Origin of the sequence: Pseudovibrio sp. M1P-2-3, assembly GCF_031501865.1 — a bacterium.
Taxonomy (GTDB): domain Bacteria; phylum Pseudomonadota; class Alphaproteobacteria; order Rhizobiales; family Stappiaceae; genus Pseudovibrio; species Pseudovibrio corallicola.
In genome coordinates this window covers 2,895,329-2,921,343 of the sequence record NZ_JARRCW010000001.1, presented here as the reverse complement: position 1 = coordinate 2,921,343, position 26,015 = coordinate 2,895,329, and the positions used below count along the sequence as shown (strand labels likewise).

Sequence of the window (26,015 nt, the reverse complement as noted above, 5' to 3'; positions counted from 1 at the left end):
GGTTGAAACGTTTAAACAGTCAACCAGATGCGTTACCATTTCCAACGCCTCATAATTCAGATTCAGTTATAGCCCTTTAAGTACTTGGCAAGCATTGAGGTCAAGCATAAGGTGTACCTTCAAGAGCCAGCAGTATAGATAATTCTATAGTGTCCACGCAGGTTATGGCTTAACTTGGTCACTGATAACTCTAGCCTTTTTGAGTGTTGGTAGCAGGGTCGTAAATCGTTTTCTAAGAAAGCTCAGGGTGAGGAGGAATTCTATTAGAACCAAGGTGTAGACACCTCCCAGAATACCCCATTGCACTGCAAAGGGAGCTAGCACTAGGATAGCGAAAAATCCTCCAATATATGTTTTCAGTATCAGTGAGCTTCCCGCATGCATGCGATCATGGCTGCTGGCTGCCAGAGAAAGAAATCGAAACAACACCGCTATGGATAAAACTTGAATACTAAGTTGAAGGTGCTCATGGAAATCCCTGAAGAACAGCATTGAGAGAAAACCTGAAGAGGTGAATAAAACCAGTGCAACGCTTAAACCCAGAACAAACGCCACTTTTAAGTAGGTTTTTTCAACCTGCAATTTTCGCGCTGCTGGTGCTTTTGCAAGCTCATTTATAAAAATCTGGTCAAGCACCAGAGCCAATATGGAGACCGCACTGTAAACCGTGTAACTAGCACTAAAAATACCCACGGTGGGAAGCCCCGCCCAAAATAGCAGGCATGTGGAGACAATAAGCGGGAAGCTGGCTATGGTCCAATCTATGCCGCCGTAAGGCAGAGTTCTACGAAATAAAGTTTTCAGATCGATAACCGGATTGCTGGCTAAGGGGATAGCCAGAATAGGCCGCGCTGCAAACATATAAAGTATAAACATGAGGGTGAAGACGCCAACCCAAGCCGCGGCAACAGCCTGTGCAGCATGAAAAAAGTAGGCACAGGCCGGTACAACCAACAAAACAGCAGTTCCTTGCATTACTAGGAGTATCGTTTGTCTGCCCACATAGTTTTGAGTACGAAAAAAACTTTGTAACACCAGATTGCACGCCATAAAACTGCCTGTGATTGCTACCGGCCCCATGATAAAAAACTGACCCGCCGGGAGCACGTTCAAAAAAAACAGTAGCCCCAGTACCAGGCTTTGAATGACAGCGATCACAAGAATAAGGAGCAAGCTGCGGTGAAAGAGCTCCCCCCTTTGCTCCGGTGCGTCCCCTATGTGTTTTATGATATAAGTTGGCAGGCCAATAGACGCTCCAAACATGAATATCAGAGCAAGAGATTGACCATAAGCAAAACTCCCATAGGCACTTTCCGAGAGAAATCGTGTAAGCAGTATGGTTGTAAGAGCACTCAAAGCGCGAAGGTAAATTGTTGCTCCCACAAGTAATATTGTGTCACGTGCTAGACTGGAGAGGGGCCCACTTTTTTTCAAGCACTTCCCTCTGCTTTTGTAGGTTGGTGGCTCGTTTCCCCAATCATTGAGGCGGAGCGATATGCGAAATAGGGAGCCACAGCTAAGGGCCATGACTTTACAGCCGTTAGCGTATTTTCCTGAGAAAAACCAAGGCGGCGCTTGATGGCATATTGAGAAAAGCCTGCGTTTAAAGTGCTGTATCCTGCCTCAATCGAATACCGAATGCCTTGTAGCAACATAAGGCGGTATAGGTTCAATTCTTCACTGCAGGAATAATCCAGCCCGATGGATTTCATTACGAATTCACTGCCCTGATTAAAGTTAACGGTGCATCCAATGAGCTTGCCATTCAGATAAGACCCAAGGACTACCAGCTTCCTTTCTTTAAGGTATGTCTTTTCCTTTTCCAAAAAACGCTCTGACCAAATAACCTCACTTTTGTTTTTGTCAGCCACATTTTGTAGAAGTTCACAAATCCTGTCTTGTTCTTTGCTGGGATTGGTTAGGGGCTGAAAGGTTACGCCCGCACCAGTAGCGTTTTTATGCGCCTTTCGCAGCAGGCGGCGGGTTTTACTTCGCAGATGCTTTTCAAAATACCCCTCAAAATTATCCCAGCTCACTTCAAGAGTGTTTTTTACGATACCCTGTTCAAGCAGATAATTGGCGCGTTTGAGGTACTCAATAAGTGGAGCATCATTTTGTGCGTCCAACATGATAAGGCGGATGGCTGGAGCAAGCCATCTAACTCTTAGCTTATCTATAGCCTCCAGCAGAGCAGGGTATACCTCTTCAGGATTGTTGCCCTTGCTGATTACTGGAAGTCCCTGCATATTGACGGGATTTGCGGGCCAAAAAAACGTGCGTGCAGTACGTCGCATCCATGCACTTTCAAAAGGAAGGGGGTAAGGGTAGCGATATACGCTGCAGCATCCAACGATTTTCTTTCCATGTACGACTGAAAGAAAGGCACTTTTGCAACGTGGCCAAGTGAGAGGGCGTGCACTTTTAAAGAAGGCATGCCAGCGAACTTGCTCCTCAATCTCGGTAGGAACCTCGAAGCTTTGAAGTAATGCGTCAATCTCTCCCGGCTTTTCTGCTTTGATTACTCTCATGAAGCCACATAGTTTCCAGTAAGTGGAGCTTGGGGAGAGCCATCAATCATACCAATAAAGCGTCCAACAGGGCGCAGCCAGCTGAATGAGTGAAGTGCGATTACCAGCGCCAGAGCAATGTGCACTGAAATAAAGGCGTAAGCCTCATACTTTGAGGGGTAGTGTCCAATACGTACTTTAATGTGGGAGGCCCACGTCCAGACTTCCGGAATGGGTGAATATTTGGATCCGGTCTCGTGAGGGTTGATGGTTAAAAAAGCGAGGTCTTCCAAGCCGGATAGCATTAGGCACAACATTCCAAGGGCTATCCTCAAGGTATTTTGCCCGCTGCCACCACCTAATCGAAATACTGCGGAAAACGCCAGAATAAGAAAAGGCGTAAACACCAGCGTCATATAGTAGAGGTTACCTGCTTCGTTAAACGCCACATCAAAAAACATTTTTGGTACGAATACAAAGAAGAACGCAGCAAAACAAAGGAAAGTAAGTGGAACGGTGAGCTTGTAACGTGAGAACAGCTCTACTGGGAACAGGGCAATTGCAAAGCTGGCACAAAAAAACGGTAATAGCTTAAAAATGAAGATGCCCAGATTGCGCACCTCCCGCTCTGCTGGCAGAACAAGAAGAGCATAAAGACCCACTGCTAAGGCGGCTCCGCCGAACAAAAAAGAAAAAACGAAACGTCTAGATATCATGAAACCGCCTCTATTATTGAATTTGTCTCTGAAATTTCAAATGAAATATTTTTCTCAAGAACCCTAAGTGCTTGCTCAATCAATTCCGGATCTTCATGGCTTAGAAGAACTGTTCCCAGCCGGTCGATTGTCTTCTTAAAAGGGCGCACCTGATCTCCTTTGGAGACAAATAGGTGAAGGTCCCGAAACGCTGGCTCTTTTCTAAAGTGCTCCAAACCCCGGACACCGTCGAATACGCCTGTTTTATTTGCAGACAGAATTTTTAAAAGGCCGCTCTGTTTTGGAGCCAATGCTCCCGTGGCATCTGGCAGCAACAGGCCTAAAGCAGTTTGGAGTGTCCATTCATAGGTATCGACACCAAAGACTTGGCGCACAAGCTGTGGGAAGCCGTTGCCAGAAAGACGTGCGCCCATTTCCAAAAAGCAAAGAGGGCCGGAGTGAGGTTTGATTACGTCAAAGTTAATGGGGCCATCGGTAATGCCAAGCTCTTTGGCAATAGCGTTTACAGCCAAACGCAACTCACTTTCGATGCTGCTTGTCAGGTCCTTGGACATGTGGTGGTGAGTTACCAGAAAATCAGGAGCGCCCGTATGTCCTCGCTTGCTCACAGCAAGCAAAATACACTGTCCCTTATAAAAGAATGTCTCCACTCCGAACTGGTCTCCGGGAATATATTCTTCGGCAATCACAGTGTGCGTTGGAGAAAGAGATGCCGCTTTTTCAAAACCAACTGGCAGCTCCTGAATACAGTCCAAAAAACTCAGCCCCTTGCTTCCCGAAGCGTCCGAGGGTTTTGCAATTAAGGGAAAACGCGCCTTCTTTGCAAATTCCTCCAGCTTACAAAGTTTGCGTGATTGGCAATGCTGGGGAGAGAAAAGCCCGATCTCTTTTGCTTTATCTGAAAAATACCCCTTATCCATGGAGGCACGAACTGCAGCTGAAGAGAGAGTGTGAGGTAGCTCAAGCTGCTTTGCTAAATCAAAAATAGTTTGGTGGAAGGAGTCATTTCCAGGAGATGCAACACCATCAATTTTCTCACCTGCCAAGAGCTCTAGGATTTCTTCAGCTCTTCGGGTTTTGATATGGAGAAACTGATCAGTAAGATCTCGGGCGAGGGATGCGGCGTTGGCATCGGCTCCTATGATGCGTGCACCGGCCTCTTTAGCCCGTTGGTATAGGGGATACTGATCTGGCCCCGCGCCAAGAATGAGAATTGTTTTGTCCTCAGCATAGTTTGCTTGAGGGTGAACAGTGTGGTTGTTTTCGAGCACGTTGCTCCTCCTCTTGCTTGCTAAGCTGGTTGCACCTGCTTGCCAGAAACTTCTGCAAGAAGTTCACGCGTGTTAAAGTCGCTTTGGCATTGGGGGATATTGGTTTCTTTCACATAAACCTGCTTATAGGGCAGGTTCTGGCTGAATGGCCTTTTGATGTACTCACCTAAAATTGCCAGAGCCAGCAGGTTGAACACCGCTAGAAGAGACAGGGTTCCGCTCTCAATACTACCATTGATAAGAAGGCCAAATCCCAAGACCCCCAAAGCTGCTACAAGAAGAGCCCAAATAAAGGTGAGCGGTGCGAGGGAGAACCCAAGAAACAAATCAAAACTGTGGCTGAGCATGTTGCCCAGTGTCCATTTAGAATCACCTGCACGGCGGGCATTGTGTTCTGTCACCACAGATGTGTAATTGTGGGTGACCAAAGGTACAGTCGCAATAAAATATTGGGAACGTGCAGGATAATTAATCACATCTCTGGCGACAGACGTGCGCATGACGCGGAACACAGATGCATCCTTTGGAACATCAACACCAAACAGTTTGTGGGCGATGAACTGCTGAATTTTGGTACCCCACACCCTATAGAGAGGGTCATCCCTATTATTGCGTGTTCCAAAAACGACATCATAGCCTTCGTCCAGTTTCGCCACCAGCCTATGAGTTTCCTCTGGCGGGGACTGGAGGTCGCAATCATACTGAACACACCAGTCAAATTTTGCGTATCTGTAACCAATGCGGAACGCAGCACAATTGCCGAAATTTCTTGAAAATGAGATAAATTTAATACGGCTATTGCGGGCCGCATATTCTTTTATAATGTCTAGAGAACGGTCCGTACTGCCATCATCAGTGATGATAATCTCATAATCATCATAGTCAGAAAGCGCGCTGATATAAGCGTCAAACGCTGCTGCAAGGTTTTCTTCCTCATTGTAACAAGGGACAATCGCTGAAATTTTCATCTCTATCTTTAAGCTCTAATAATTTGATCTTGGAAAATGGATTTACGTGCAAGCCAAGCGTGACTGCTACGCAAGATAGTGGACAGGTCACTATGGCGCGGTGCCCATCCCAGCAGTTCCTGAGCTTTGCGTGTGTCGGCCACAAGAAACGGTGGATCACCTGCGCGTCGTGGACCGTGCTGAAAAGGAATTGGCCTTTCCAACAGGCGCTCACTTTCCTTGATAATTTCCATTATGGAAACACCGCGACCCGAACCCAGATTACAGGCAAAAGAACAAGGATCCTTCTCAGTGAGCATAGTTAATGCGCGCAGGTGTGCATCGGCGAGATCTGCTACATGAATATAGTCGCGAATGCAGGTGCCATCTGGTGTGTCATAATCTGTGCCGAATACCTTGACTTTAGCCCCTCCCAAGGCGGTGGTAAGAACATTGGGAATTAGATGAGTTTCCGGATCATGGTCCTCGCCAATCTCCCCGTCCAAATCCGCTCCAGCTGCATTGAAATACCGCAAAATACCGTAGTGGAAACCGTGAATTCGTCGGAAGTCTTCCAGAATTTGTTCACCGATCAGCTTTGTTCGTCCATAGGCATTAATGGGTTCTTGCTGCTGATCTTCTCCAATTGGCAGTTTTTGAGGGAGGCCATAGGTGGCGCAGGAGCTGGAAAAAACTATGTGATGCAGATCGCAACGCTTCATAGCGCTCAATAAGCAAAGAAGACCGGATACATTATTCTTGTAATAACGGGCTGGGTCTTGCTCGGATTCGCCAACATAGGCGAGGGCTGCAAAGTGTATGACCGCGACAGGTTTGTATTGAGCTATGACGCGACAAAGATTTTCTTCGTCCAGTATATCCCCAGTTTCCAACGGTCCCCACTTTATCGCAGAGCGGTTTCCAGTGGAGAGATTGTCAAAGGTAACTGGAGTATATCCGGCCTTATGGAGTGCCTTGCATGTGTGGCTGCCAATGAAGCCAGCTCCTCCAGTAACCAGAACTGTCGGGGCAGCGCTCATACCACACCTGCCTGCATTGTTGCTGGTTCTGTTGTTGATAGTTCTGGAGATATGGGTAGGGCCTTGAAGTAATCATATGTGCGCTGTAACCCTTCTATCAAAGGCACTTGGGGCTCCCAGTCCAGAAGGGCCTTTGCCTCTGAAATGTCGGGCCTGCGCTGTTTGGGATCATCGATTGGTATGGGGAGATGAACTACCTTGTTTTTTGTACCTGAAACCTGTGAGATCATTTTGGCTAAAGACAGGATCGTGTACTCATCTGGGTTGCCTATATTCAGAGGTAGAGGATGGGCATCAGGGAGCGCCATAAACTTCATCATAACCAGGATGAGGTCATTTATGTAGCAAAGGGAACGGGTTTGTACCCCTTTCCCGTAAACAGTTAGCGGCTCACCATTGATGGCGCTGGATATAAAATTGGAGACAACTCGCCCATCGTTTGGGCGCATTTTGGGGCCGTAGGTGTTGAAAATACGTACTACCCGAATGTCCACATTGTGATGTCGCCTGTAATCAAAAAATAACGTCTCTGCGCATCGCTTGCCTTCGTCATAGCATGCTCTGGGCCCGATAGGGTTCACATTACCCCAGTAATGTTCTTTTTGGGGGTGTTGCAGCGGATCACCGTAAATTTCACTCGTAGAAGCTTGTAGGATACGGGCGCAATTCTTGCGGGCAAGTTCTAACATATTGAGCGATCCTACGACACAAGTCTTCGTAGTATGGATTGGATCCCGTTGATAATCCGGGGGAGAGGCCGGGCATGCAAGATTGTAAATTTGGTCCACCTTCAGGGGAAATGGATCAGTAATATCGTGCTCGTGAAAACAGAAATTCGGATGATCTAAAAACTCGGTGATATTACTGAGTTGGCCCGTAGAAAGGTTATCAAGGCACGTTACACGCGCTCCCGTTTCCAACAGAGCCAGACACAAGTGAGAGCCAATAAAGCCAGCCCCTCCAGTAACCAAAACATGATTAGTATGCTCTGACATACCCCCTCCAAACTATTTTAGCTAATGTTCTGATATTCCAATATTATTGATATTCATGATTCTATATTCTCAAATTTATCGTGTTTGAGAAATGTTATGTTTGAAAGTATGTAGAGTTGTAGGTAAATATACTAATGTCAAGTGTGAATATGTATTTTATTTATATCTAATGTGGAGTTTTAGGTGGGTTGCCGTAGTGGAAGTTATTAATTGTATAAATAAAAATATTTAAATATTGATTCAATATTCTTCATGGTTACTTGTGTGTAACTATTTTCATAGAATAGATACATATCTCAGGAATTTCTGAAATACAAAACAGTATTCCTGTTCGTTTTAAGAGCGCAATTAGGCTTCCACACACTAAAAGCATCATCGTGTTCAATAAGAGAAGCCAGTAATCTTGCCCGTCGTCAGCAAGGTGCACTTATTATTGGGAGATGAGTGACCCCGCCGAGTTTTACTAGTAAAGAAGTGCCCGAACTTTTTAACCTAGTTGTGAATGGTCTGGTAGCTCAACACGGTTTCGAGCGCCGCCAGCAGACCTTCAATATTGCGCAGGCTTATGGCTAGTCAGTGGTAGGCCAAACCACATTGCCGTTAACACTTCAATCAAAACGGCCCCCTTAAGTGCTGGAGGGGTATTGAGATCAAGCATCAGAAGTGTCTACGAAAAGTCAATAAAACCTACAAGCTGATAGCCTCTCAAATGTTACGAAACCAAGTATCAGCTCTTTGGTAGCCATATTTATTTTTTAAGTGGTTGATCGAAACCCGTGAAAGATTGGGGATCTGACACATTGCTCCTCTCCCAATTGTCCTCTTGGTAAGGGGCAGGCAATGGAAACTTGTTTCCCTGACTTCGCTGGGCTGAATAGTGGGGAGTTACTTGAAGAGCTTTGGTAATGGCGGCTAAGTATGCCAGAAGCTGTACGGTTCCAACCAAAACGAAAATAGGAATGACGTATGAGGGTTCCGCTACAATCATTACCGCCAGAAGACTTGAAAGGAGACAATAGCCGATCAGGGCCACGTCTCTGAAACGTCGCAGCTGACGTTCGACAATTTCTGGCTTTACATCGTCCATGGTGGACTGGGGCTTGTTAACGCCTTTTGTGCCCCAGCTCGCATTATTTAAATTAAATATGGCGTAGATTTGTAGCATTAGGTTGACAGGGAGCAGCAGAAAAACAAAAGACCATACGGAGCGAAGAACAACCCGTAGGGTCCTCCTCCCAAGTATAAGTCCTAGAATGATGAACAGGAAAACCATTGGAAGAGTTGCGAATAGCACCGCCCATAATCCTAGCTTAAAAGTGCTAACTCCAATCAGTACAATATTACCGATAGCTGCAAATGTGAGCATGGTACGCACCTGAAGTGGCTTGACGCGCGCAATATACGGGGTAGTTGCTAAACTTGCCGGCAAAACCAGACACAATGCTGCGATCCCAATTATAATAAGCATAGGATCAGTTGCGCCTGCAGGTAAGGATTCAGCGGCCGAAATGTCCAATGCGAGTATGCCAACAATTGCGGCAGGGCCAATAATCAAGGCAAGAAAGCTCGTTAAGACAGTCCATAATGCTATAAAGGTGAAACGAAGCTTTCTATGCAACTTAGCTTTTGAGGCACGCCAGTATCTCATGAGATTAACAGCTTGGTACCATGTAGACATTGACCCGCCATTAATCCAGCGTTTTCTTTGTTTTAGTAATGTCTCAAGTGTATTGCAAGGTTCTACTTGTGACATGGCCTTGTAGCTTGAAACAACACGTAGACTGTTCTTTTCAGAACACATCAGCTCAAAACCAATCAAGGCATCTTCAGTTAAAAAGCGTATAATATCGTAGGGCGCGGTTGCTTGAAGCCCCTCCAGATAACGGTCTGCAACTGTTTGCCCGGTTTCTGTCTTTTGATTGAACAGCTCCCAACGCGTTGCCGACATTTGTCCTGGAATCATATCAATATAGCCGAGAATATCTAGAGATGGTAATCGCACCAAACGCGACATAATAAAGTCGGCGTGCTGATAGGCGTATAGAGGATCAAAAATACTTCCGACAGGTTCCAACTCTACACGTGGAACAACTGCGGCAATGGTAGGATCTTTATCAAAAATCTTGCTTATTTCTAGAAGAGATTCGGGATTTGGAACATTCCCTACGTCGATTTGCAGCCAACATACTGGATCAATCCCCGGTGCTATAGAGCGTAATATCCAACGATGGCTGTCAAGTTTACCGCCATTGGTATGTTTTATAGATGTGATGATTCTCAAGCTGGCACAAGAGGCCTCCAAGGTTAAAACACTTTCATATAATGTTAGAGCATTTTGGGCGGAATAGTCTACTTCATTGTCTGGTAGCAAGCCACGATCAACCATCATCTGGCGAGTTGAGTGGTGAAGTTTGGTTGCCCCATCAACTATGAAAACTATGATAATGTTCTCGGATTTGATGGCGTCATTAGAAAGTTGAAGATGTTTAATCGATGCGGCCAAGCCACTTAATGTCTGTTCAAATAGATCGCTGGGTTCGTTGTACATGGTGACGCACGCCAACACATTGGTTTTCCCTGCCTCCGGAGTTTTGGAAACTACTTCTCCCTCAAAAAGTGTAGTCGACTGGACGAATGTTGCCTCTGTCCTTCCCAGAACTTCAACATCAAAGCTACCCAAATCGCTATATTTGCCTTTCAGGAAGTGCCTTTTTTCTTCTTCGTTTGGTTGTTTTTTACTTATTATTCTTTTTAACAGCTCAAGCATAGCTTAATTCCGTCTGCATTGGCTTGATATATAGGTAAGACACACCATCGGCACTAACTCATTGGGTAGAGGTAATGACTAACTTATTTATTCTTTGTAATTAATATGTATTAAATGCAATGATAATGTCAAATTATACTTAATAACATTTTAGTTATTTTTAATAATATCTTCGCTATATTTATTTTGGGTATATCTATTTTTGTTGATTCGTAAATTATACTTTACCCAAAGTTTCCTGTAGGCTTATTTGCAAAATAAGTTTCCCAAAGTCAGAGAATTTGTAATTCAACGCAGCTTTTTGAGAGATTATTTTTGCACGGCACTTGATGTGTGATGCTAAATGGGCGTTTTTTGAGCAGTTTGTAGCTGTCATACGGGGACAAGGGGGCCGTAAATCCAAGGACCTCTCAGCGTCTTTGACAGGGTCTTCTGGATTGCCTGAACCGGAGTGCAATAGCGTGATCAACCAGAAGAGTTTAGTAAATGGATCAGTGTTTATCAGCAACTTCGGCGTTGGAACCAAGCAAGTCTTTAGGAATTTATCTTGTCCGTACTCAATGACAGCAGTCTAGTTCCCCCTAGTGTTCAAATGATTGTCAGCATGATCATCTGCAATACCAACATGTGGGGGATGCAAAAACAGGGTTCTAGCCGCTCAGAAGGTGGCTTTACGACGAAAATCCACCTGATCTATAATATTATGGCCTGCTGATACGTCTTGAGACTTTTAACGTTTAAGTCTCCGATTACACAGGCAATGAAATCCTTTATAGCGGGATGGGTCGGAGGACATGGTTTTGATCGCTGATCGGGGTTTTGACGGTGACCGTATTCGGGAACAGTGGCAAGTCAACGGTGGTACGGCAGTAATCCCCGGAAGAAGAGGCCATAAAGAGCAGATGAAGATAGGTGGATTTATCTATGCTTTGACAAAATGGCTGGTAATCCCTCCATAAACGGGGAGATTACCCATCGTCCACACCTGATTGGGGCACTATCAGCTTGTCAGGCGTTTGCGGGGCAGGATGTGTAAGTTAAACTCCTGCGCCTTAGAAAACTCACTTAGTAAATTAGTTACTAGTAGAGTTATTTGAAATGTTCACCAGAGCCTGATCCCATATTTTACGATCAAAACCTAACGCCTGTGAAACAAAATCATATTGATGATTATATTTTTCTTTTACTTTTGATAAAAATTCTGATGAGTATTTAAATTTTCTGCCCGCGCCATTTATTACAGCCGCCCCGTCAAATGTTGACGGATCAATAGATAGGAACTCAGATAACCTTGCTAATTCTTCTTTGTTAAACATCGTTTCGTAAAAGCCAATATACACATTGTCTTTCCCAAAACATTCATGAATATTATTCACGGCCTTATCATAGGAAGAGCGCAATAGATCCGCTCGGGACTGTGTGAGAGCAGAAATTTCTTGCATCAAGTCTTCCACAGTCGCAGTTCTTATTTTCTTTTGTCTCCTGAAAGACATTCTCACCATGCTTTCCAAGCGGGTCACAGGTTCTCTTATGAAGTAGACAACCTTAACCGAAATTGAGAGCCGCTCGAAGGAGCTCTTAATCAGTTTAAGTCCGTCTGCTGGAATAGCTGCATACGTTGGTGTGATATCAGCCGTGAAACTGTTTTCCTCACTCAATAACCGATCATAATAGCGGAAATACTCTTCAGGATCCTGTAGCATCTGATATCTCAGAGTAGCATCCTTCTGTTCATCCAAGCCTGCTCCATCTTTTTGGGCATTTTCATAGCTTCGCTCAATAGACCGTCTGTGCCCGCATTTTGGAAGGAATTTTGCATCAAAAATATGCATTTCTTTACGAAACGGTGCCTTGAAATTTTCGTTTTTCTTTAATTGATTAAAAAACCAAGTAGTGCCGGACTTTTGAGTCCCAACACCCAATATAAAAGTTCTCATAATGCTCTCATATTCTATTAAAAATTGGTTCGCATAGGATGCTTACAATTTAATATAAGGTGCGCCTAGCCCTAGGAAATGAATGTAGAATAACCGCGGAATTACCAAAACCGGTCTCAAAGGAGGACTTTGCCCTTATGCGCCGCATGGATGAGTTGAAACTTGCTTATCCCTTTGCCGTTAGCCGCATGCGGCAACGGTTTTAAAGGCTGAGGGGCATGATATTAGACGCTTTAAAGTACGCTCTGTTAGGTATTGGGGCCTGTACCTATGGCTCCACGCGTCCAAGCCTGTAACTGGCCACAAGGTCTACCCGTACCTGCTGCGCAACCTTGAGGTTAAAAAGTCCAATAAGGCGTTCACAGATGTCCTCAAGAGAGAGTGGAGTGACAATGTGTTTGCCAGAATGCCTGTGACCTATAATCAAATACGAGGAAGTTTATCTCAAAGCCTATGTCGGAGTAAGAGAGGCACGGACTTCGATCGGCAAGTATATTGCGTTTTATAACCAGAACCCTCCCCATTCATCACTTGATGGGTGCACATCCGATCAGGTGTAGAAATTCAGACCTGATCTGACAGTGCCGTTTTCGTTTAGCGGTATTCTGTCAGATCAGGTTCGAACTTTTCCAGTTTAACCCTTGCAAATGGCACCTTATGATACAGGTGCGCGGATAACTTTTCCTTCTCGGTTGATAACGGAAACTGTTGCCCACTGTTCGGCGGTGAACAGGTCTCTCCATTGCTCTTCGACGCGGGCGCGGGAGACGTCGGCGTTTTGGAAGTTTGCTCCTGTCAGGTCGGCTCTATCGAATACACACTCTTTAAGGAAGGCGTTCCGAAGGTCAGGGGAAACAGCGTCGCCTTTGGCATTCAAAAAGCCTTCGCTGCGAAGTCCTCTGAAATAGGCCCCCCCGAGATTTATTTGCTCTTCTTCCTTGGGGTTGTATACTTTTTGCCTAAGTTCAGAGAGCTTATATAGGGATGCTGCCAGTTCACCGCGAACGCGGGAAGGCTCTCTTCCTGTAGCCACATTATCCTTTTGTTTTTTACTTTGCTCCCGGATGTGGGCTGCGAGAAGCTGGGTAACGTTACTCTGATATTCTTTTGGGTACTTCTTGCCTACTTCCGTTAAAATTGTAACCCCTGCCTGCCTCAAGGCGGGACTGTCATTGCCAAGAAGTTCTGCAGCTTTGCTGAATTGGTCCAAAGTGGCTTTTTGCTGGGAGGAGCGTACCAGAGTGAAAAGGGAGCTGACGCCGTAACTCAAAAGGGCAAGCGCCGGAATTGCAACAAGAATGGCCGCAATTGCGCTGACACCTAGAGCAAGGTTGAGGAAGACCGTTGTTTGCTCCAAGGGAACGCCAGAAAGACCCTTGGGCGTGGGGACAACCCAGTGACCCAATACAATCTTATCTCCCGCCATGCCCAGGAGGTGGGCGATTATGGAGTAGTCCGAAGGGACAACATTCATATAGTCTAGAGTAAAATAAAGCGGCAGCGCAATGACATAGGCAACCAGTAGAACCAGAATGGACTTAGTAAATATCTTCATAGCTTTTCACTGTTTACATTGATCACTATAAGTTTACAGATCATGGGATTACCCATTATTTTTCGGTGATAATTTTTGAAGTGCGGCCAAAAAATTCAGGGTCCCACGTTTTGATTTCGCTTTGCTCGGCACTATTGAACAGGCGTTTGGCCTGATCGGAAACAAGAGAGCTTAGACCCGCTTTGGAAAGCATTTCCAAAAGTTCCAGTTCCATAAAGGCCTTCTGGCGGGGAGAGCGGAACTTTTTGTAATCTCCGTTCCATCTGGAAGTCATCTTCCTGTTTTCGGCAAGTTCTGTAAGTCCCCAGCTCGGCTTTGAGCTTTCCTCAGTTATCTCAGTCTTGGGCTGCGGGCTGTCATTTAGCCAGATAGCAACTTCACCGGGAATAAAAGGACTTCCGTTTTCAAAGCACAGCTCATGCAGTTTCGGCAGGCGTTCAATAAAGGCGCTTGTACTGGCGTGAATTGCGTCTTTCACGGCGAAATGGCCGCATTTTTCTGCAATTTGCGCGGCAATGTAGTGCCCCTCTATCCAGAAGGGCATGGAAAACAGTGTTCTTTCCAGTTTCAAGATTGAGGCCCGATCAATCTCTTCTTCCTGTAGAAGGCTTTGATAACGGTCGATCGTATCAACAGAGACTGCAGGGATCACACTTGCGTTTTTCGTCCGAATTGGCGGCGGGTTTGTAATGTCATACCAGCTGCCGAAACGAAACAGCTGATAGGGAAGGGCGGTATCGGCTGCCAGCTCAAAAATGAGGCCGCTTACATCGCCAATACTCTTCTTCAGCGTCCGGGAAGATATCTGAGTAGAACCACCACCTGAGCCCACCTTTTCTCTATCAGCTTTGTCAGAGCCGCTTGCTTTAGTGGCTTGCTCTTTTTTATCCCGTTCCTGTTCTTCCAGTTGGAGCCGCTCGCGAAGCTCTCTTAAACCCTTTGTAAGACCTTGTTCGACAATAGCTTCATTGCGCATCAAGCTCTCGATAGCGGCAAGAAGAACAGCATTTTCTTTACCTGCCTGTCCGGGAGGCGAATCTTTGGTTAAGAGTCCAGTTGTACGCTTTAGAAGCAGCGTAAAACGCTTGACGTCTTTAGGGAAACGTAGCTCTTTAGGGAGGCTGCAATAAGCATCCAGTGCCAGAACGCAGGAAGCGAACGCAAAGCGTGTCTTTTTGCTCAGCCGTGAGAGAAACAGTGCTTCCAGCAGGGAAATGTCCTTTTGCGCTGTTTGAAGCAGTTTCAATGAGCTTTCTTCCACGATCCCCCAATTGATGCTGGCATGGGCGAGTGTACCCCGCTTCATGAGTTCGTCACTGATAGTGTCAAAGTCAGGGTGCTCTTCGATTTCTTCTTCGAAAGGATCGGAAAGAGGGCGCACAACAGCGTCCACCAGATCACCAAAGTACCCTTTTTCCTTGAGTGCCTTGGCGAGTTCCATCAATGAGGGGGCTACTGATCCAGCGGCCTCCTCTTTCCCTATGGCTTCAACTTCACTCATTACATACGTGCCGGAAGAACGAGGTCAGCCAAAGGGCTTTTTCCTGCAAGGTTGCGATGGTCAGCCTGTCTGATTTTGTAGGTGATCTTTGTAGATTCCAGATTGAACTCAAGATCGACCTCTCCGCCGCTCACATCGGTGACTTTCCCACTATCCAGAATCCGGAAACCTGACCATGGTCCCTTGAACGAGAGCACTTGGGGTTTTCGTCGTCCTGAAGGGAATATGGTGAGTTTACTTTCCGCATCACCAGACATTATGTTGGGCCAGATAATACGGGCAGCGCGTCTTGGACCATGGGTGTAGGAAACCAGCTGCCCTTCAATGTTGAGTACAGCTCGTCTGGCGTTTCCTGATAGGCTTTTTGGTTCAATGGTATAGCCAATGCTGAGGGCGCCTTCTTCGTCAAAATAACTTTCGCGCAGCTCCAAGGCACGTTTTAACTGTTTAAGGAATTCAGGCTCAATATGCAGTTCTCTGCCATCAATAATTTTGGCTTTACCTGAGGATTCCTCGACAAACTGAATGAGGTTATTTTTATAGAAATTCTCGATTTTGCCACCTGGCCCGAAAAGACTTTCAAAATCAGCGAGTGAGACTTCTTCCTCTGCATCTTTTTGAAACGGATAACGAGTTGCCATGGAAAGGTTATAGTCCGCATAGACTTCATCATTCCAAGCCCTTTGCAATTCACCTTTGGCGCTTTGCAGAACCACCTTCCAGCTTTCATCGGCGATCGTGTCAAAGAAGCGGTTCAGTGGCTCAGGCAAATCGACACCAATACGGCGAATGACATAGATGGGATCATCCCCTTCAAGGTTTATTCTTGCCTTGGCCTTCGCAAGGGCCACTTCTCCAGAGCGCTCTCCAGCCTGCCGGATTTCCTTCAAGTACTCATAGAGGCGGTTCAGCGCCACATCCAGATCTTCCAGATAGGTCTTTTCCCCTTCCTCGGCCTCAATAATTTCATTAAGGCGACTGAAGGCTCTGCGAATGCGCAGCCCCTGTTCCCTGTTCAAATCAAAAGGAAGCGTGGCGTCTATGGCCTGCTCCGCTGAGAGTTCAATTGTTTTGGATTTATAGATTTCAGTTTCTTGCTTAATGCGCGTCAGCAAGCGACCCAACGGGTTTTCTGGGCCAGTGATTTCCTCAAGTACATCAACGGCATGATCCACGTTCTGGAATTTTGATATCTCAAGCTGGTTGAGAGCATTGCTCCAGCTTTCAATATAGTGGCTTGCATATCTGGTGGTCACTTTACGGCGAAATGCTTCAAGATCCTCATCGGAGTAATTAACCGTTTCACGCTCTCCAGCAACCCACGCATCCTCGATAGCAACAGTGGTGAGCTTGGAGTTTTGAGGAATAAAGAAATCGTGGAAGGCACCCTTGGTAAAGAATGGTTTCACCGTAACGGGGGTGCTTTCAGTAGCCTCCCTATCAGTTCTGGCAAATATTATATTATAGGCGGGGCCTATGTCATTGCGGAGGTTTACGGGAGAGACCAGCTGCCGGTCAGCAATTTGCTCAATATTTCGATAAAGGCGCAAGTCTCGTGAAATATCCCGAAGATCGGCTTGCGCGACTTTCACTAGATCGTCTTCAAGGTTTGCCTCAAGACCGGCTGTTTCAATAGCAAATTTCAGGTGCTTACGAAGAGAGCGTTGAACCGAAAGGTTTCCCTCGTAACTTTCCTGCCAGTGTTCACTCATCCAATCTAATACCAGCTTGGCATTACGTCGCTCAGAATCGCCAAGCATGAGGTATACCCTGAGAGCTTCCAGCCGTTCATTGCTATCTTTGCCCTTCGGGGTTTGCCCGAGTTCGACGATTATGTTGCGAATAAAACCGGCAATATCAGGAAGGTAATCCTCTTTCAGCATCTCCACATAAGCTGTCTCAATTTCCGGACCGACTTTTCGGCCCTGATTGAGTGTTGCGCTGGATGTCACCCAGTTGCTTTCACGGTAATCCCCAAAAATGGAGGAGGCATCACGCAAGGATTCCAGTGCCGCCAGATATTGGCTTGCTTGGCCTGTCTCCCGTGAATGCTGTGAGTTGCCCAGTTTTTTCTGTTGGAAGTTGTTGGCGACCACCAATACTTCGTCGGCTTTGGCTTTGTTGTCTTGGTAGGCAAGCCAGTAGAAGCTGGTAAAGCCTATGAACAACAGCGTGGAGGCAAACACGGACCCGGCAAACAAGAAGCGCTTTGACCTTTCAATGCGAATATTGTCACCTGCAAGGCCTGCTTCACGGAAAATAACCGAATGCAGAAGATCGCGGGCGAAATACTGTTTTGAACGCCCATTGTGTGCTGGCTGGATAGGGGCATCCATCTCATACTTATGGGAGGCAGCCGTTAGAATAGCATTGATAGGTGCGGCTTCCTGACGACTGGAAGCCATGAATATGCCGCGGACCTGTGGCGCCGTGGAAAAGTTATCGGATTGAAAAGCCTTGCTGAGGAATTCAAACAGAACCTCCCGAAGTCCGGAAAGCTGCCTCCCGAAGGCATAAAGGCGTCTTCTACTATCAGTGGAGCGTACATCCAGAAGTTTGTCCGATAATGTCCGGTTAATGTCCTCCATGAAACCTTCATAGGCTCCATCAAATTCTTTAAGCCAAGAGCTCCCGTCTTTTTCCGGGTAGACATCAAAGGCAAATCCAAAAGGCTCTGCTCTTTGTGAAGGGCGAAGGCCGGCAATAAACTCCTGAAATCCGTCAATAAGATCGAATTTTGTCAAAACCACATGGACCGTAAAACGGGTTCCCAGCTTTTCAGAGAGTTCAATAAGGCGCGCATGGAGCAATGAGGCATTATTTGCACGCGTCTGTGGATCACTGGTAATCAGGTCCACAACGTCAAGACATAGGATAGCGCCGTTAATGGGCCTTCTCGGTCTGAATTCTCTTAGTAAAGAGAGAAACTTATCCCAAATATGCGCGGATTCATCAATGATATCTTTTTTGATCCCAGACCGCTGATGACCAATTATCTGCCCGGCCACATCAAATAGAATCGCGTCATTAGTCACCCAGTAATCAACATCTTCCGTAGGTTCCACATGCTTGGCATCTTCCTGTGAGAAGAAATGTGCGAGAGGGAACTTTAGGTCTGACTCTACAATGAAAGAGGTTTTACCAGCAGCAGGAAAGCCGAGGACTACATACCAAGGCAAAGCATAGAAGGATTGCCGCCCCTTATTTTGCCCGGTCCCCATCCAGTTGTCTTTGACAATCCCCATCGCGGCACGAAATGAACGCTCAAAACCCTCAACTTTTTCCTTGAGTGGATCACGTGGTTTGACGGTCTCGACCTCTTTGGTTCCAGACTTCTTTTTGCGCTTTTGATACCACTCAATGATGAGATTATTTAAGCCCCAGAGAAATATCACCGCCGTAATTGCCACCATTCTAGTGAGCGGTGACGCTAGGGGACGCATGCTTGCGATCTTAATATTTGGCCCGAAAAACCAAATAGAAACAATGCATATGGCGATAAAGATTAAACTTAGAAATAAATATGATTTAATTACGCTTAGTAATTTCTTCAAATGTTTTATAGTGAAAGAAAGTAATTTCGATATCATTTTTCCATACGCAATGTAATTAAAGGCTAAAATAGATCATGTAGAGAGTCTAGTTTGTATTTACATGAAATAAATTTGGCTTCTAGGTGTCGTCGATGATTCGATTTACTATATTTCCCATTAAATAATATTCAAGATTAAATTTATCTTGCTTTTTTTATCTATGAATGTTCAAAAGATGCACTAAAGAATCACTCATATATTTATCTACAATTAAAAGTTGTGGGTTTGTGTGAGCATTTCGAATTGTGTTTTTGAAACTTCTCTTGATTGGAAAAGGTTACAGCGATGTCGGGTAAAGATGGATCAGTCGCTCCAAAGGAAAGAATTAATATACGCTATGTTCCCGCTACAGGAGATCAGCAGGAAGAAGTAGAGCTGCCTCTTCGTTTGGTGATGCTTGGCGACTATCTGGGGCGTGATGAAGAAGCTCCGCTGGAAGAGCGTGACATGCTTTCCGTTGACAAAAACACCTTTGGCTCGGTGATGCAGGAAGCGGGACTGGAAAAAGAAGTTAACGTTCAAAATACCTTGTCAGATGACGAAGATGCTCGCTTGGTGAGTAAGCTAAAGTTTTCATCTTTGAGTGACTTTGAGCCTGATGCGATTGTTAAACAGGTTCCTGAATTAAATAAGCTGATCGAGCTGCGTGAGGCCCTTGTCGCCTTGAAGGGGCCGCTTGGGAACATTCCGGCATTCAGAAAGCGTCTTGAGGCTATTTTGCAGGACGAGGAAGCGCGTAACAAGCTTCTTTCAGAGATAGATGCGTTAGAGAGCAAGGAATAGTCTTCTTTCTTTCAGCCTTCTGAGTGGTTGCGATTTATACGTACCGCTTTGATTAACCTTACCAATTCTTTAGTTCATTTAGGTATATAACTGATGGAAGAAACAGCAAATTCCTCCGCCGAAGTTTCTGGCGAAGGCGTTACTAAAACTCTCTCTCTTCTCGATCAAATCATGGAAGAAACCCGCATTCGTCCCGATGATGCGGAAAGCTATTCCATTGCCAAGCGTGGTGTGGAAGCGTTTATTGCAGATATTATTGCTAATAAGCAAACTGACCAGCGTGTTAACCGTGTGCTTGTGGACCGGATGATCGCGGAACTGGATCAGAAGGTCTCTACTCAGCTTGATCAGATTCTGCATGACCCAGGTTTTCAGGAAATGGAGTCCGCTTGGCGCGGTCTGAAGCTGTTGGTTGATCGCACTGATTTTCGCGAGAATATCAAAATTGACCTTCTCCCAATTTCAAAAGAAAAACTGTTGGAGGACTTTGAGACAAGCCCTGAAGTGGTGCAGGCGGGCTTGTATAAGCACGTTTATGCCTCCGGTTACGGTCAGTTTGGTGGTGAGCCTGTTGGTGCCATGATTGCCAATTACGACTTCGGCCCTAGTGCGCGTGATGTAAAACTCATGCAATTCGTGGCTTCGGTTGGTGCGATGGCACACGCTCCGTTTATCGCGGCTGCTTCTCCGAAAATGTTTGACGTAGATGACTTCGTTGATTTGCCTGCTCAAAAAGATCTGTTTTCCATTTATGAAGGCCCGCGCTTCCGCAAGTGGATGGGGTTCAGGCAAAGTGAAGATTCACGTTATGTGGGGCTGACTTGCCCGCGCTTCTTGCTTCGTACACCCTATGATGAAGAAGAAAATCCGATTAAGTCATTTGTCTATAATGAGAATGTGACGGAAAATCACGACAGCTACCTTTGGGGGAATACATCCTTCTTGATGGCAACGCGCTTGACAGAAAGCTTTGCCAAGTACCGTTGGTGTCCGAACATCATCGGTCCTCAGTCTGGTGGTGCAGTCTACGATCTGCCAGTTCATGTCTATGAAGCCTTTGGTCAGCTCGAAGAGAAAATCCCGACTGAAATTCTGGTCACAGACCGACGTGAATATGAACTTGCCGAGGAAGGGTTTATTTCCCTGACCATGCGCAAGGGCTCTGACAATGCTGCGTTTTTCTCTGCAAACTCTGCGCAGAAGCCAAAGCTTTTCCAGAACACCAAGGAAGGCAAGGAAGCCGAGACCAACTACAAGCTTGGAACTCAGCTGCCTTACATGATGATTGTGAACCGTCTGGCGCACTACATCAAAGTTCTGCAGCGCGAACAGATTGGCTCTTGGAAGGAGAAAGAGGATCTGGAACGCGAGCTGAACACGTGGCTGAAGCAGTATGTTGCTGATCAGGAAAATCCACCTGCCGATGTTCGCTCCCGTCGCCCACTGCGTGCCGCACAAGTGACAGTGTCCAGTGTAGAGGGGGATCCGGGCTGGTATCAGGTTTCCCTGAAGGTACGTCCGCACTTCAAGTACATGGGCGCCAACTTCGAGCTGTCATTGGTTGGCAAGCTTGATACGGATGATTGATCACAGCTTTAGCAATGTCAAAACGGGATGAGACACAGGTTTGGGATAGCGGCTTAAGGGCTGCTAGGGGAACTCTTTTTGAACGGCTGATTGCCGATGAAGAAGATGCTCCTCTTCCCACCGACCGGGATGGAATGAATGCCAAAATTCAGTCCATCAAGCGTCACCTGAAGAAGATCTTGAATGCCAGAGCGGGGGCAGCGCTAGCTGCTCCCGAGCTGGGTTTGGATGATCTTAATGTTGCGAATGCGAGTACGGGAGACTTGTCTCAGCATATCTCCATGTCAATTCGTAAGTGCATTGAAGAGTACGAGCCAAGAGTGACTGTCAGATCAATCGAGTTTGTTCCTGATCCTGATAGGCCATTGAGCTTGCTGTTCAAAATCCAGACAGCTGTCCCTGTGGGAAATCAAAAAGAGCAGTGTGTCATCGATATTTTGATGACGGATGGGCGCGTCTCAAAAGTTTATTAATGCGGTTTTATGCGAGTTTGATTAGTGAAAGCACGTTATTTTCAAGATGAGCTGGCCTATCTTCGGGAAAGTGGCCGCTTCTTTGCACAAAATAACCCGAAGCTTTCCAGATACCTTTCGGAGCGTTCAACAGATCCGGATGTTGAGCGGCTTCTAGAAGGGTTTGCCTTTTTAACGTCGAAGCTGCGGGAAAAGCTTGATGATGAGCTGCCGGAGCTGACGCACTCGGTCATCAACCTATTGATGCCGAACTTTCTGCGCCCGTTTCCGGCAACCACCTTGATGAAGCTTTCACCAGTTGAAAAGGCGTTCACGGAGCGTCATGTGGTTCCGGCGAAAAGCAAGATCCTCTCAAGGGCGGTTGACGATGTCATTTGTCCGTTCCGTACAACAGCAGATACAGACGTTTATCCGCTTGAGATTGTAGAGCAGCATCTGGAAAGGACGCGCCAGTCGACGGACTTGGCGGTGAAGTTCCAAACGCTTTCGGGCCTGCCGACCAGTAAGATCGGCCTGAAGGATTTACGGCTGTGGATGTGCGGTGATCCGGTATCTGCGCAGCTGCTATATCTTTGGATTGGCCGATACCTGAAGAAACTCACACTGGTTATACAAGGTGACGGAGAACAAGGCGAAATACAGCGTAAGTATGACGTACCGCTTCGCCAGCTCAGCCCCGGAGGGTTTGGAGCGGATGAATCAATTCTTCCCAATGGCAACGCCTCCTATGAGGGGTACCGCTTGCTTCAAGAGTACTTTGTGTTCCCTCACAAATTCCAGTGCTTCGACCTGAAGGGGTTAAGCTCTTATTTTCAGTCGGGTTCTGGAATTGAATTTACCCTACTATTTGAATTTGAAAGGCCGCTTCCGCCCAGTGTGAAAGTTCGTCCGGATAGTATCCGGCTTTATTGTGTGCCCGCCGTCAACCTTTTCCAGTATGATGCGGAGCCTATGAATGTGGACCACCGCAAATTGAGGTACCCTATTCGGCCCTCAGGCGATCCGAAAAATTCAATAGATATTTTCTCCATTACTAATGTGGTGAGCTGGCGGGCAGTGGAAGACCTGCATACCCGTTCTCACTTGCGCGAATATCCAACCTTCGAGTCCTTTCACCATGAAGTGGAGCGGGCCGATGGAATGATGCAGATTTATTATCGCTTGCGCCTGCGTGAAGCCTTGCGCGGACGCGGCATGGAACATTTGGTTTCCTTTGTACGCCATGACAGCCAGCCTGCGATACCTGAACACGAAGTGCTTTCTGCTGAGCTTCTTTGTTTTAACGGCCATCATGCGCAGGAACTGGCAACAGGAGATATTTGCATTCCAACGGAAGAAACGCCTTCCTATGTGAAGTTTGAAAACCTGTTGCAACCAACCCAGCCGGTGTTTCCACCTCTTGATGGAAGCCTTTACTGGTCTTTGATTTCCAATCTTTCGCTGAACTACGTGTCCTTGCTCAGTAAAGAAGCCTTGGAGACGGTTATCTCTGCCTACGATTTTCAGGCGCGATCTGACAGGCAGGCGGAGCGGGTCAGCAAGCAGCGGATGAAGGGTATTGTGTCCATTGATACCAAGCCCGTCGATAAGCTGTTTCGTGGGCAAGCGGTGCGCGGCTTAACATCACGCATGACCATGTCGGAAGAAGCTTTCCAGAGTGAAGGCGACATGTATGTTTTTGCCAGCGTTCTAGCTGAATTTTTCTCTCTATATTCCAGCGTCAACTCTTTTCATGAACTCATCATGGAAGGCGTTGAAAACAATGAAGTATATAAATGGCCAGCCAAAATCGGACGACAGCCCCTTATCTAAGGGAGAAAATTCAAGAGGACGCCCGCGATTGGTCATTTTTTCAGGCCGTCGAACACTTGCAGCGTCAGCATGACGACGGGCGGGAAGTTGGAACTCATCTCCTGCCAGAGGAGGAGAAGGTTCTGTTTGCCGTAAATCACGGTCTGGGCTTTCCGATTTCCGACGTTTTTTCCGCGCAGCCCTTCCTCGCGAGCGAGGACGAGCTCAAAGAGGCACTGCCGCTGCTGATTGAAGTGGGCTTCTTGGGCCTGCATGGCACCAGCTCTCCCTTACCCTCCTATTATCAGGAGGTCATTGCCCAATACGATCAAAAGGGGTCGTTGATTAAGGGCTTTTTTGACTTCTTTCATAATCGGGTTCTTGGTTTGCTGCATCGCGTGATGCGCAAGTACCGCTATTACATTCAGTATAAGCCAGAGGCTCAGGACCGTTTTTCCCACCAGATGTTTGCCATTTTCGGGATGGGAGATGAAGACGCTCGCAATTCCTCCGCAATCAATTGGGAGCGGATGCTTACCCATGCGGATGCCCTAGCTTCAAGAAACCGCTCGCCTAGCGTAATTGTGAGCGTTGTTGCCCATGCTTTCTTCCATCAAAGCGTGGAGGTTGAAGAGTGGGTCCAGCGCAAGGTGGATATCCCGGAGGATCAGCGCTCAAGCTTGGGTCAAAGCAATATGGTGCTGGGAGAAAATGCCATTGCCGGAGAGCGCGTACCGGACATTTCCAGCAAATTCAATATCTACCTGAAGAACCTGAAGTTCAATCGCTTCAAGGATTTTCTTCCTCATGGGCGGGATTATAAGCCATTGAGAGACCTCATAGATTTCATGCTGCGCGATCAGCACGCCTATGACATCAAGCTGGGGTTAGCAGAAGGTGAGGCCATTCCAGTTACCTTGAATAAGGACTGTGAAAGCCGTTTGGGCTGGTCTTCATTTCTGGGAGGCAGCGAGGCAGAGGCCCGTGATGTGCTTATAACGGCGCGTTTGTAGGAGGGGCGATAATGAGGCTAATTCTTATTGTCAATAATACAGTCAATCTGGAAAGCGGCGTGACCGCAACCTGCGCCTTTGAAGCTTCAGGGGGGCATATAGGCTCTTCGAAGGAAAGTGATTGGCAGCTTCTGGACCGCGAGCAATCCGTTGATCCGCATCATGTGCGAATTTTTGCGCGCGATAACGTGTTTTGCGCTGAACCGCTTTCTAAAAAAGGTGTTTTCGTCAATGGTTCCAACCGGCCTTTGCCCAAAGGCAAGCAGTTTGGAATATCCGATGGGGACATTTGGGTTCTTGGCAACTTTGAAATCTCCGCATACGTGGCATTTTCAGATGAAGACAAGAAACCCAGCATCTATCAGCGGGAGCAGTGGGCCGGGCGGTTTGCTTCTATTGAAACGCTTATTCCCGGAAGCCTTTCCAGCAAGCAGGATCAAGACCGCATAAGCGCCGAAGCCATACTTGCTGATGGGTCGGCCAGTGAGCTGACCGATGGAAGCTATTTTCAAAAAAAGAAAAATGCGAGCGAAGATAATTCAGATCCATTGGGGCATCTGGATAGCGAAGCTGAAAAGAGCGCGCCGCAGGTTTTAGATATCAACTCCCTTTTTGCATCGGAGCAGACAGTGACCAGTAAAGATCAAGAGCATGAGCTGCTTGAAGACCTCGAACTGACCCCGTCCAATGAGCGTGAAAGCGCTGGACTGGATGACCCCGAAGCGCAGCAGCAGTTTATCTCTGCCCCAAAGCTGGAACACATTTCAAGAGAACACTCACCAGCTGGGCAAACCATTGACAGTGAAATGGATGCTTATCTGGAGCAGCTGTCGGCTGGCGGTGTGCCACAAGCACAAGTGCCGCATTTGAGAGAGCAGGAAGAGTGGCACGGAACCTTGGCAGGTGCTGAAGGCGATACCCAGATGGTGGATCATGTGGTCCTTCGCCCGCTCTTTTCTGCGATGGGCCTGCCCATTGCCGACCTCTCTTTGCCGGAGACGAACCGTATTGCACGGGAAACCGGCGCTGCAATTAAAACTGCGGTGGAAGGCTTGATGAAACTGAATGCCATGCAGGCGGAAAAAAGAGCTTCCGCCCACTCTACCCAGCTGCACCCGGTTGAAGATAACCCCATTCGTCTGGGCGAGCGGCCGGAAGAAGTTATGCGGGACTTATTCTTGGAGCAAAGCCCTGTTTACCTCAGCCCATCAGCTGCAATTGAAGAAAGCCTGACGCAAATACGTCTTCATGAAGAAGCAAGCCAGATCGCCATAGATGAAGCGCTGGACACGGTGCTGGAAGCTCTGGCTCCCAAACATCTGGCCAGACGGTTTGCCCGCTACAAAGGGCACGCACCACGGGGTGGAAACACCGATGCATGGCACTGGCAAATGTATCAGCACTATTACAGCGAAATGAAATCCGGCCGTCAAAAGGGGTTGATGCGCATGTTCGAGGAGGTGTTCCGTCAGGTCTATGACAGGGAGCTGCGCGCGCGTTCCATTGCAGAAGAAATTTAATGGTTCAGGGCAGGCAGGC

Annotated in this window: 20 protein-coding genes and 1 pseudogene; 9 read left to right on the top strand and 12 right to left on the bottom strand. The window is 46.9% G+C overall.

The window, feature by feature from the left end:
* Nucleotides 1–162 precede the first annotated feature (162 nt).
* Genes P6574_RS12630 through P6574_RS12600 form a run of 7 tightly spaced genes read right to left on the bottom strand, consistent with a single transcriptional unit; the run spans nucleotide 163 to nucleotide 7,476 of the window.
* A complete protein-coding gene (locus P6574_RS12630) occupies nucleotides 163–1,434 on the bottom strand; it encodes an oligosaccharide flippase family protein (RefSeq protein ID WP_310620635.1) in 1,272 nt (423 codons plus the stop codon).
* Nucleotides 1,431–2,528 carry a GNAT family N-acetyltransferase gene (locus tag P6574_RS12625; RefSeq protein WP_310620634.1) on the bottom strand — a complete coding sequence of 366 codons (1,098 nt, stop codon included), beginning with the start codon at nucleotides 2,526–2,528 and terminating at the stop codon, nucleotides 1,431–1,433. The genes P6574_RS12630 and P6574_RS12625 overlap by 4 nt, the downstream gene beginning before the upstream one ends.
* Nucleotides 2,525–3,223, bottom strand: a complete 699-nt coding sequence (locus P6574_RS12620; RefSeq protein WP_310620633.1) for a hypothetical protein — start codon at nucleotides 3,221–3,223, stop codon at nucleotides 2,525–2,527. Before P6574_RS12620 ends, P6574_RS12625 begins: the two co-directional genes overlap by 4 nt.
* Complete coding sequence (locus tag P6574_RS12615; RefSeq protein ID WP_310620632.1) at nucleotides 3,220–4,494, bottom strand: ATP-grasp domain-containing protein; 1,275 nt, start codon at nucleotides 4,492–4,494, stop codon at nucleotides 3,220–3,222. Before P6574_RS12615 ends, P6574_RS12620 begins: the two co-directional genes overlap by 4 nt.
* Before the next feature lie 20 nt (nucleotides 4,495–4,514).
* Nucleotides 4,515–5,462, bottom strand: coding sequence for a glycosyltransferase family 2 protein (locus tag P6574_RS12610; protein ID WP_310620631.1), 948 nt, complete (start codon nucleotides 5,460–5,462; stop codon nucleotides 4,515–4,517).
* 8 nt (nucleotides 5,463–5,470) lie between these two features.
* Entirely contained in the window at nucleotides 5,471–6,481 is a 1,011-nt protein-coding gene (gene galE / locus P6574_RS12605; RefSeq protein WP_310620630.1) for a UDP-glucose 4-epimerase GalE, read from the bottom strand.
* Nucleotides 6,478–7,476: a UDP-glucuronic acid decarboxylase family protein gene (locus P6574_RS12600; RefSeq protein ID WP_310620629.1), complete on the bottom strand. Its 999-nt coding sequence runs from the start codon at nucleotides 7,474–7,476 to the stop codon at nucleotides 6,478–6,480. Before P6574_RS12600 ends, galE begins: the two co-directional genes overlap by 4 nt.
* A gap of 444 nt (nucleotides 7,477–7,920) precedes the next feature.
* Between P6574_RS12600 and P6574_RS12595 the strand changes: the two genes are divergently transcribed.
* On the top strand, nucleotides 7,921–8,049 hold the full coding sequence (locus tag P6574_RS12595; protein ID WP_310620628.1) for a hypothetical protein: 129 nt from the start codon (nucleotides 7,921–7,923) through the stop codon (nucleotides 8,047–8,049).
* 175 nt (nucleotides 8,050–8,224) lie between these two features.
* Here P6574_RS12595 and P6574_RS12590 read toward each other — a convergent pair whose 3' ends face one another.
* Entirely contained in the window at nucleotides 8,225–10,243 is a 2,019-nt protein-coding gene (locus P6574_RS12590) for a glycosyltransferase family 2 protein (protein WP_310620627.1), read from the bottom strand.
* A gap of 794 nt (nucleotides 10,244–11,037) precedes the next feature.
* Here P6574_RS12590 and P6574_RS12585 point away from each other — a divergent pair.
* Complete coding sequence (locus P6574_RS12585) at nucleotides 11,038–11,202, top strand: hypothetical protein (RefSeq protein ID WP_310620626.1); 165 nt, start codon at nucleotides 11,038–11,040, stop codon at nucleotides 11,200–11,202.
* 114 nt (nucleotides 11,203–11,316) lie between these two features.
* On the opposite strand, the gene P6574_RS12580 is transcribed toward P6574_RS12585, so the two are convergent.
* The gene (locus P6574_RS12580; RefSeq protein ID WP_310620625.1) at nucleotides 11,317–12,180 is read right to left on the bottom strand and encodes a sulfotransferase domain-containing protein; all 864 of its coding nucleotides are present in this window, start codon (nucleotides 12,178–12,180) and stop codon (nucleotides 11,317–11,319) included.
* 422 nt (nucleotides 12,181–12,602) lie between these two features.
* Between P6574_RS12580 and P6574_RS22240 the strand changes: the two are divergent.
* A pseudogene (locus tag P6574_RS22240) lies at nucleotides 12,603–12,740 on the top strand (IS3 family transposase); the annotation flags it as partial.
* A gap of 95 nt (nucleotides 12,741–12,835) precedes the next feature.
* On the opposite strand, the gene P6574_RS12565 reads toward P6574_RS22240, so the two are convergent.
* Genes P6574_RS12565 through tssM form a run of 3 tightly spaced genes read right to left on the bottom strand, consistent with a single transcriptional unit; the run spans nucleotide 12,836 to nucleotide 18,826 of the window.
* On the bottom strand, nucleotides 12,836–13,735 hold the full coding sequence (locus tag P6574_RS12565) for a pentapeptide repeat-containing protein (protein WP_310620624.1): 900 nt from the start codon (nucleotides 13,733–13,735) through the stop codon (nucleotides 12,836–12,838).
* A 55-nt stretch (nucleotides 13,736–13,790) separates the two neighbouring features.
* Entirely contained in the window at nucleotides 13,791–15,236 is a 1,446-nt protein-coding gene (locus P6574_RS12560) for a type VI secretion system domain-containing protein (RefSeq protein ID WP_310620623.1), read from the bottom strand.
* Nucleotides 15,236–18,826, bottom strand: a complete 3,591-nt coding sequence (gene tssM / locus P6574_RS12555) for a type VI secretion system membrane subunit TssM (RefSeq protein ID WP_310620622.1) — start codon at nucleotides 18,824–18,826, stop codon at nucleotides 15,236–15,238. Before tssM ends, P6574_RS12560 begins: the two co-directional genes overlap by 1 nt.
* 288 nt (nucleotides 18,827–19,114) lie before the next feature.
* Between tssM and tssB the strand changes: the two genes are divergently transcribed.
* From tssB to tagH, 6 genes are all read left to right on the top strand, one after another.
* Complete coding sequence (gene tssB, locus P6574_RS12550; protein WP_310620621.1) at nucleotides 19,115–19,612, top strand: type VI secretion system contractile sheath small subunit; 498 nt, start codon at nucleotides 19,115–19,117, stop codon at nucleotides 19,610–19,612.
* A gap of 93 nt (nucleotides 19,613–19,705) precedes the next feature.
* Nucleotides 19,706–21,199, top strand: coding sequence for a type VI secretion system contractile sheath large subunit (gene tssC / locus P6574_RS12545; protein WP_310620620.1), 1,494 nt, complete (start codon nucleotides 19,706–19,708; stop codon nucleotides 21,197–21,199).
* Between the two features lie 14 nt (nucleotides 21,200–21,213).
* Nucleotides 21,214–21,672, top strand: coding sequence for a type VI secretion system baseplate subunit TssE (gene tssE / locus P6574_RS12540; RefSeq protein WP_310620619.1), 459 nt, complete (start codon nucleotides 21,214–21,216; stop codon nucleotides 21,670–21,672).
* A 24-nt stretch (nucleotides 21,673–21,696) separates the two neighbouring features.
* On the top strand, nucleotides 21,697–23,484 hold the full coding sequence (gene tssF / locus P6574_RS12535; RefSeq protein WP_310620618.1) for a type VI secretion system baseplate subunit TssF: 1,788 nt from the start codon (nucleotides 21,697–21,699) through the stop codon (nucleotides 23,482–23,484).
* Nucleotides 23,448–24,476 (top strand): type VI secretion system baseplate subunit TssG, encoded by a 1,029-nt coding sequence (gene tssG, locus P6574_RS12530; protein WP_310620617.1) that lies wholly within the window; start codon nucleotides 23,448–23,450, stop codon nucleotides 24,474–24,476. The genes tssF and tssG overlap by 37 nt, the downstream gene beginning before the upstream one ends.
* 11 nt (nucleotides 24,477–24,487) lie before the next feature.
* Complete coding sequence (tagH, locus tag P6574_RS12525; RefSeq protein ID WP_310620616.1) at nucleotides 24,488–25,996, top strand: type VI secretion system-associated FHA domain protein TagH; 1,509 nt, start codon at nucleotides 24,488–24,490, stop codon at nucleotides 25,994–25,996.
* Nucleotides 25,997–26,015: the final 19 nt, after the last annotated feature.

Coding starts and splice junctions, on each gene's coding strand:
- P6574_RS12585 (WP_310620626.1), top strand. CDS start 11,038: ATGGTTTTGATCGCTGATCGGGGTTTTGACGGTGACCGTATTCGGGAA.
- tagH (WP_310620616.1), top strand. CDS start 24,488: ATGAGGCTAATTCTTATTGTCAATAATACAGTCAATCTGGAAAGCGGC.
- tssC (WP_310620620.1), top strand. CDS start 19,706: ATGGAAGAAACAGCAAATTCCTCCGCCGAAGTTTCTGGCGAAGGCGTT.
- tssB (WP_310620621.1), top strand. CDS start 19,115: ATGTCGGGTAAAGATGGATCAGTCGCTCCAAAGGAAAGAATTAATATA.
- P6574_RS12590 (WP_310620627.1), bottom strand. CDS start 10,243: ATGCTTGAGCTGTTAAAAAGAATAATAAGTAAAAAACAACCAAACGAA.
- P6574_RS12580 (WP_310620625.1), bottom strand. CDS start 12,180: ATGAGAACTTTTATATTGGGTGTTGGGACTCAAAAGTCCGGCACTACT.
- P6574_RS12620 (WP_310620633.1), bottom strand. CDS start 3,223: ATGATATCTAGACGTTTCGTTTTTTCTTTTTTGTTCGGCGGAGCCGCC.
- P6574_RS12625 (WP_310620634.1), bottom strand. CDS start 2,528: ATGAGAGTAATCAAAGCAGAAAAGCCGGGAGAGATTGACGCATTACTT.
- P6574_RS12600 (WP_310620629.1), bottom strand. CDS start 7,476: ATGTCAGAGCATACTAATCATGTTTTGGTTACTGGAGGGGCTGGCTTT.
- P6574_RS12565 (WP_310620624.1), bottom strand. CDS start 13,735: ATGAAGATATTTACTAAGTCCATTCTGGTTCTACTGGTTGCCTATGTC.
- tssM (WP_310620622.1), bottom strand. CDS start 18,826: ATGATATCGAAATTACTTTCTTTCACTATAAAACATTTGAAGAAATTA.
- galE (WP_310620630.1), bottom strand. CDS start 6,481: ATGAGCGCTGCCCCGACAGTTCTGGTTACTGGAGGAGCTGGCTTCATT.
- tssE (WP_310620619.1), top strand. CDS start 21,214: ATGTCAAAACGGGATGAGACACAGGTTTGGGATAGCGGCTTAAGGGCT.
- P6574_RS12610 (WP_310620631.1), bottom strand. CDS start 5,462: ATGAAAATTTCAGCGATTGTCCCTTGTTACAATGAGGAAGAAAACCTT.
- P6574_RS12560 (WP_310620623.1), bottom strand. CDS start 15,236: ATGAGTGAAGTTGAAGCCATAGGGAAAGAGGAGGCCGCTGGATCAGTA.
- tssG (WP_310620617.1), top strand. CDS start 23,448: ATGGCCAGCCAAAATCGGACGACAGCCCCTTATCTAAGGGAGAAAATT.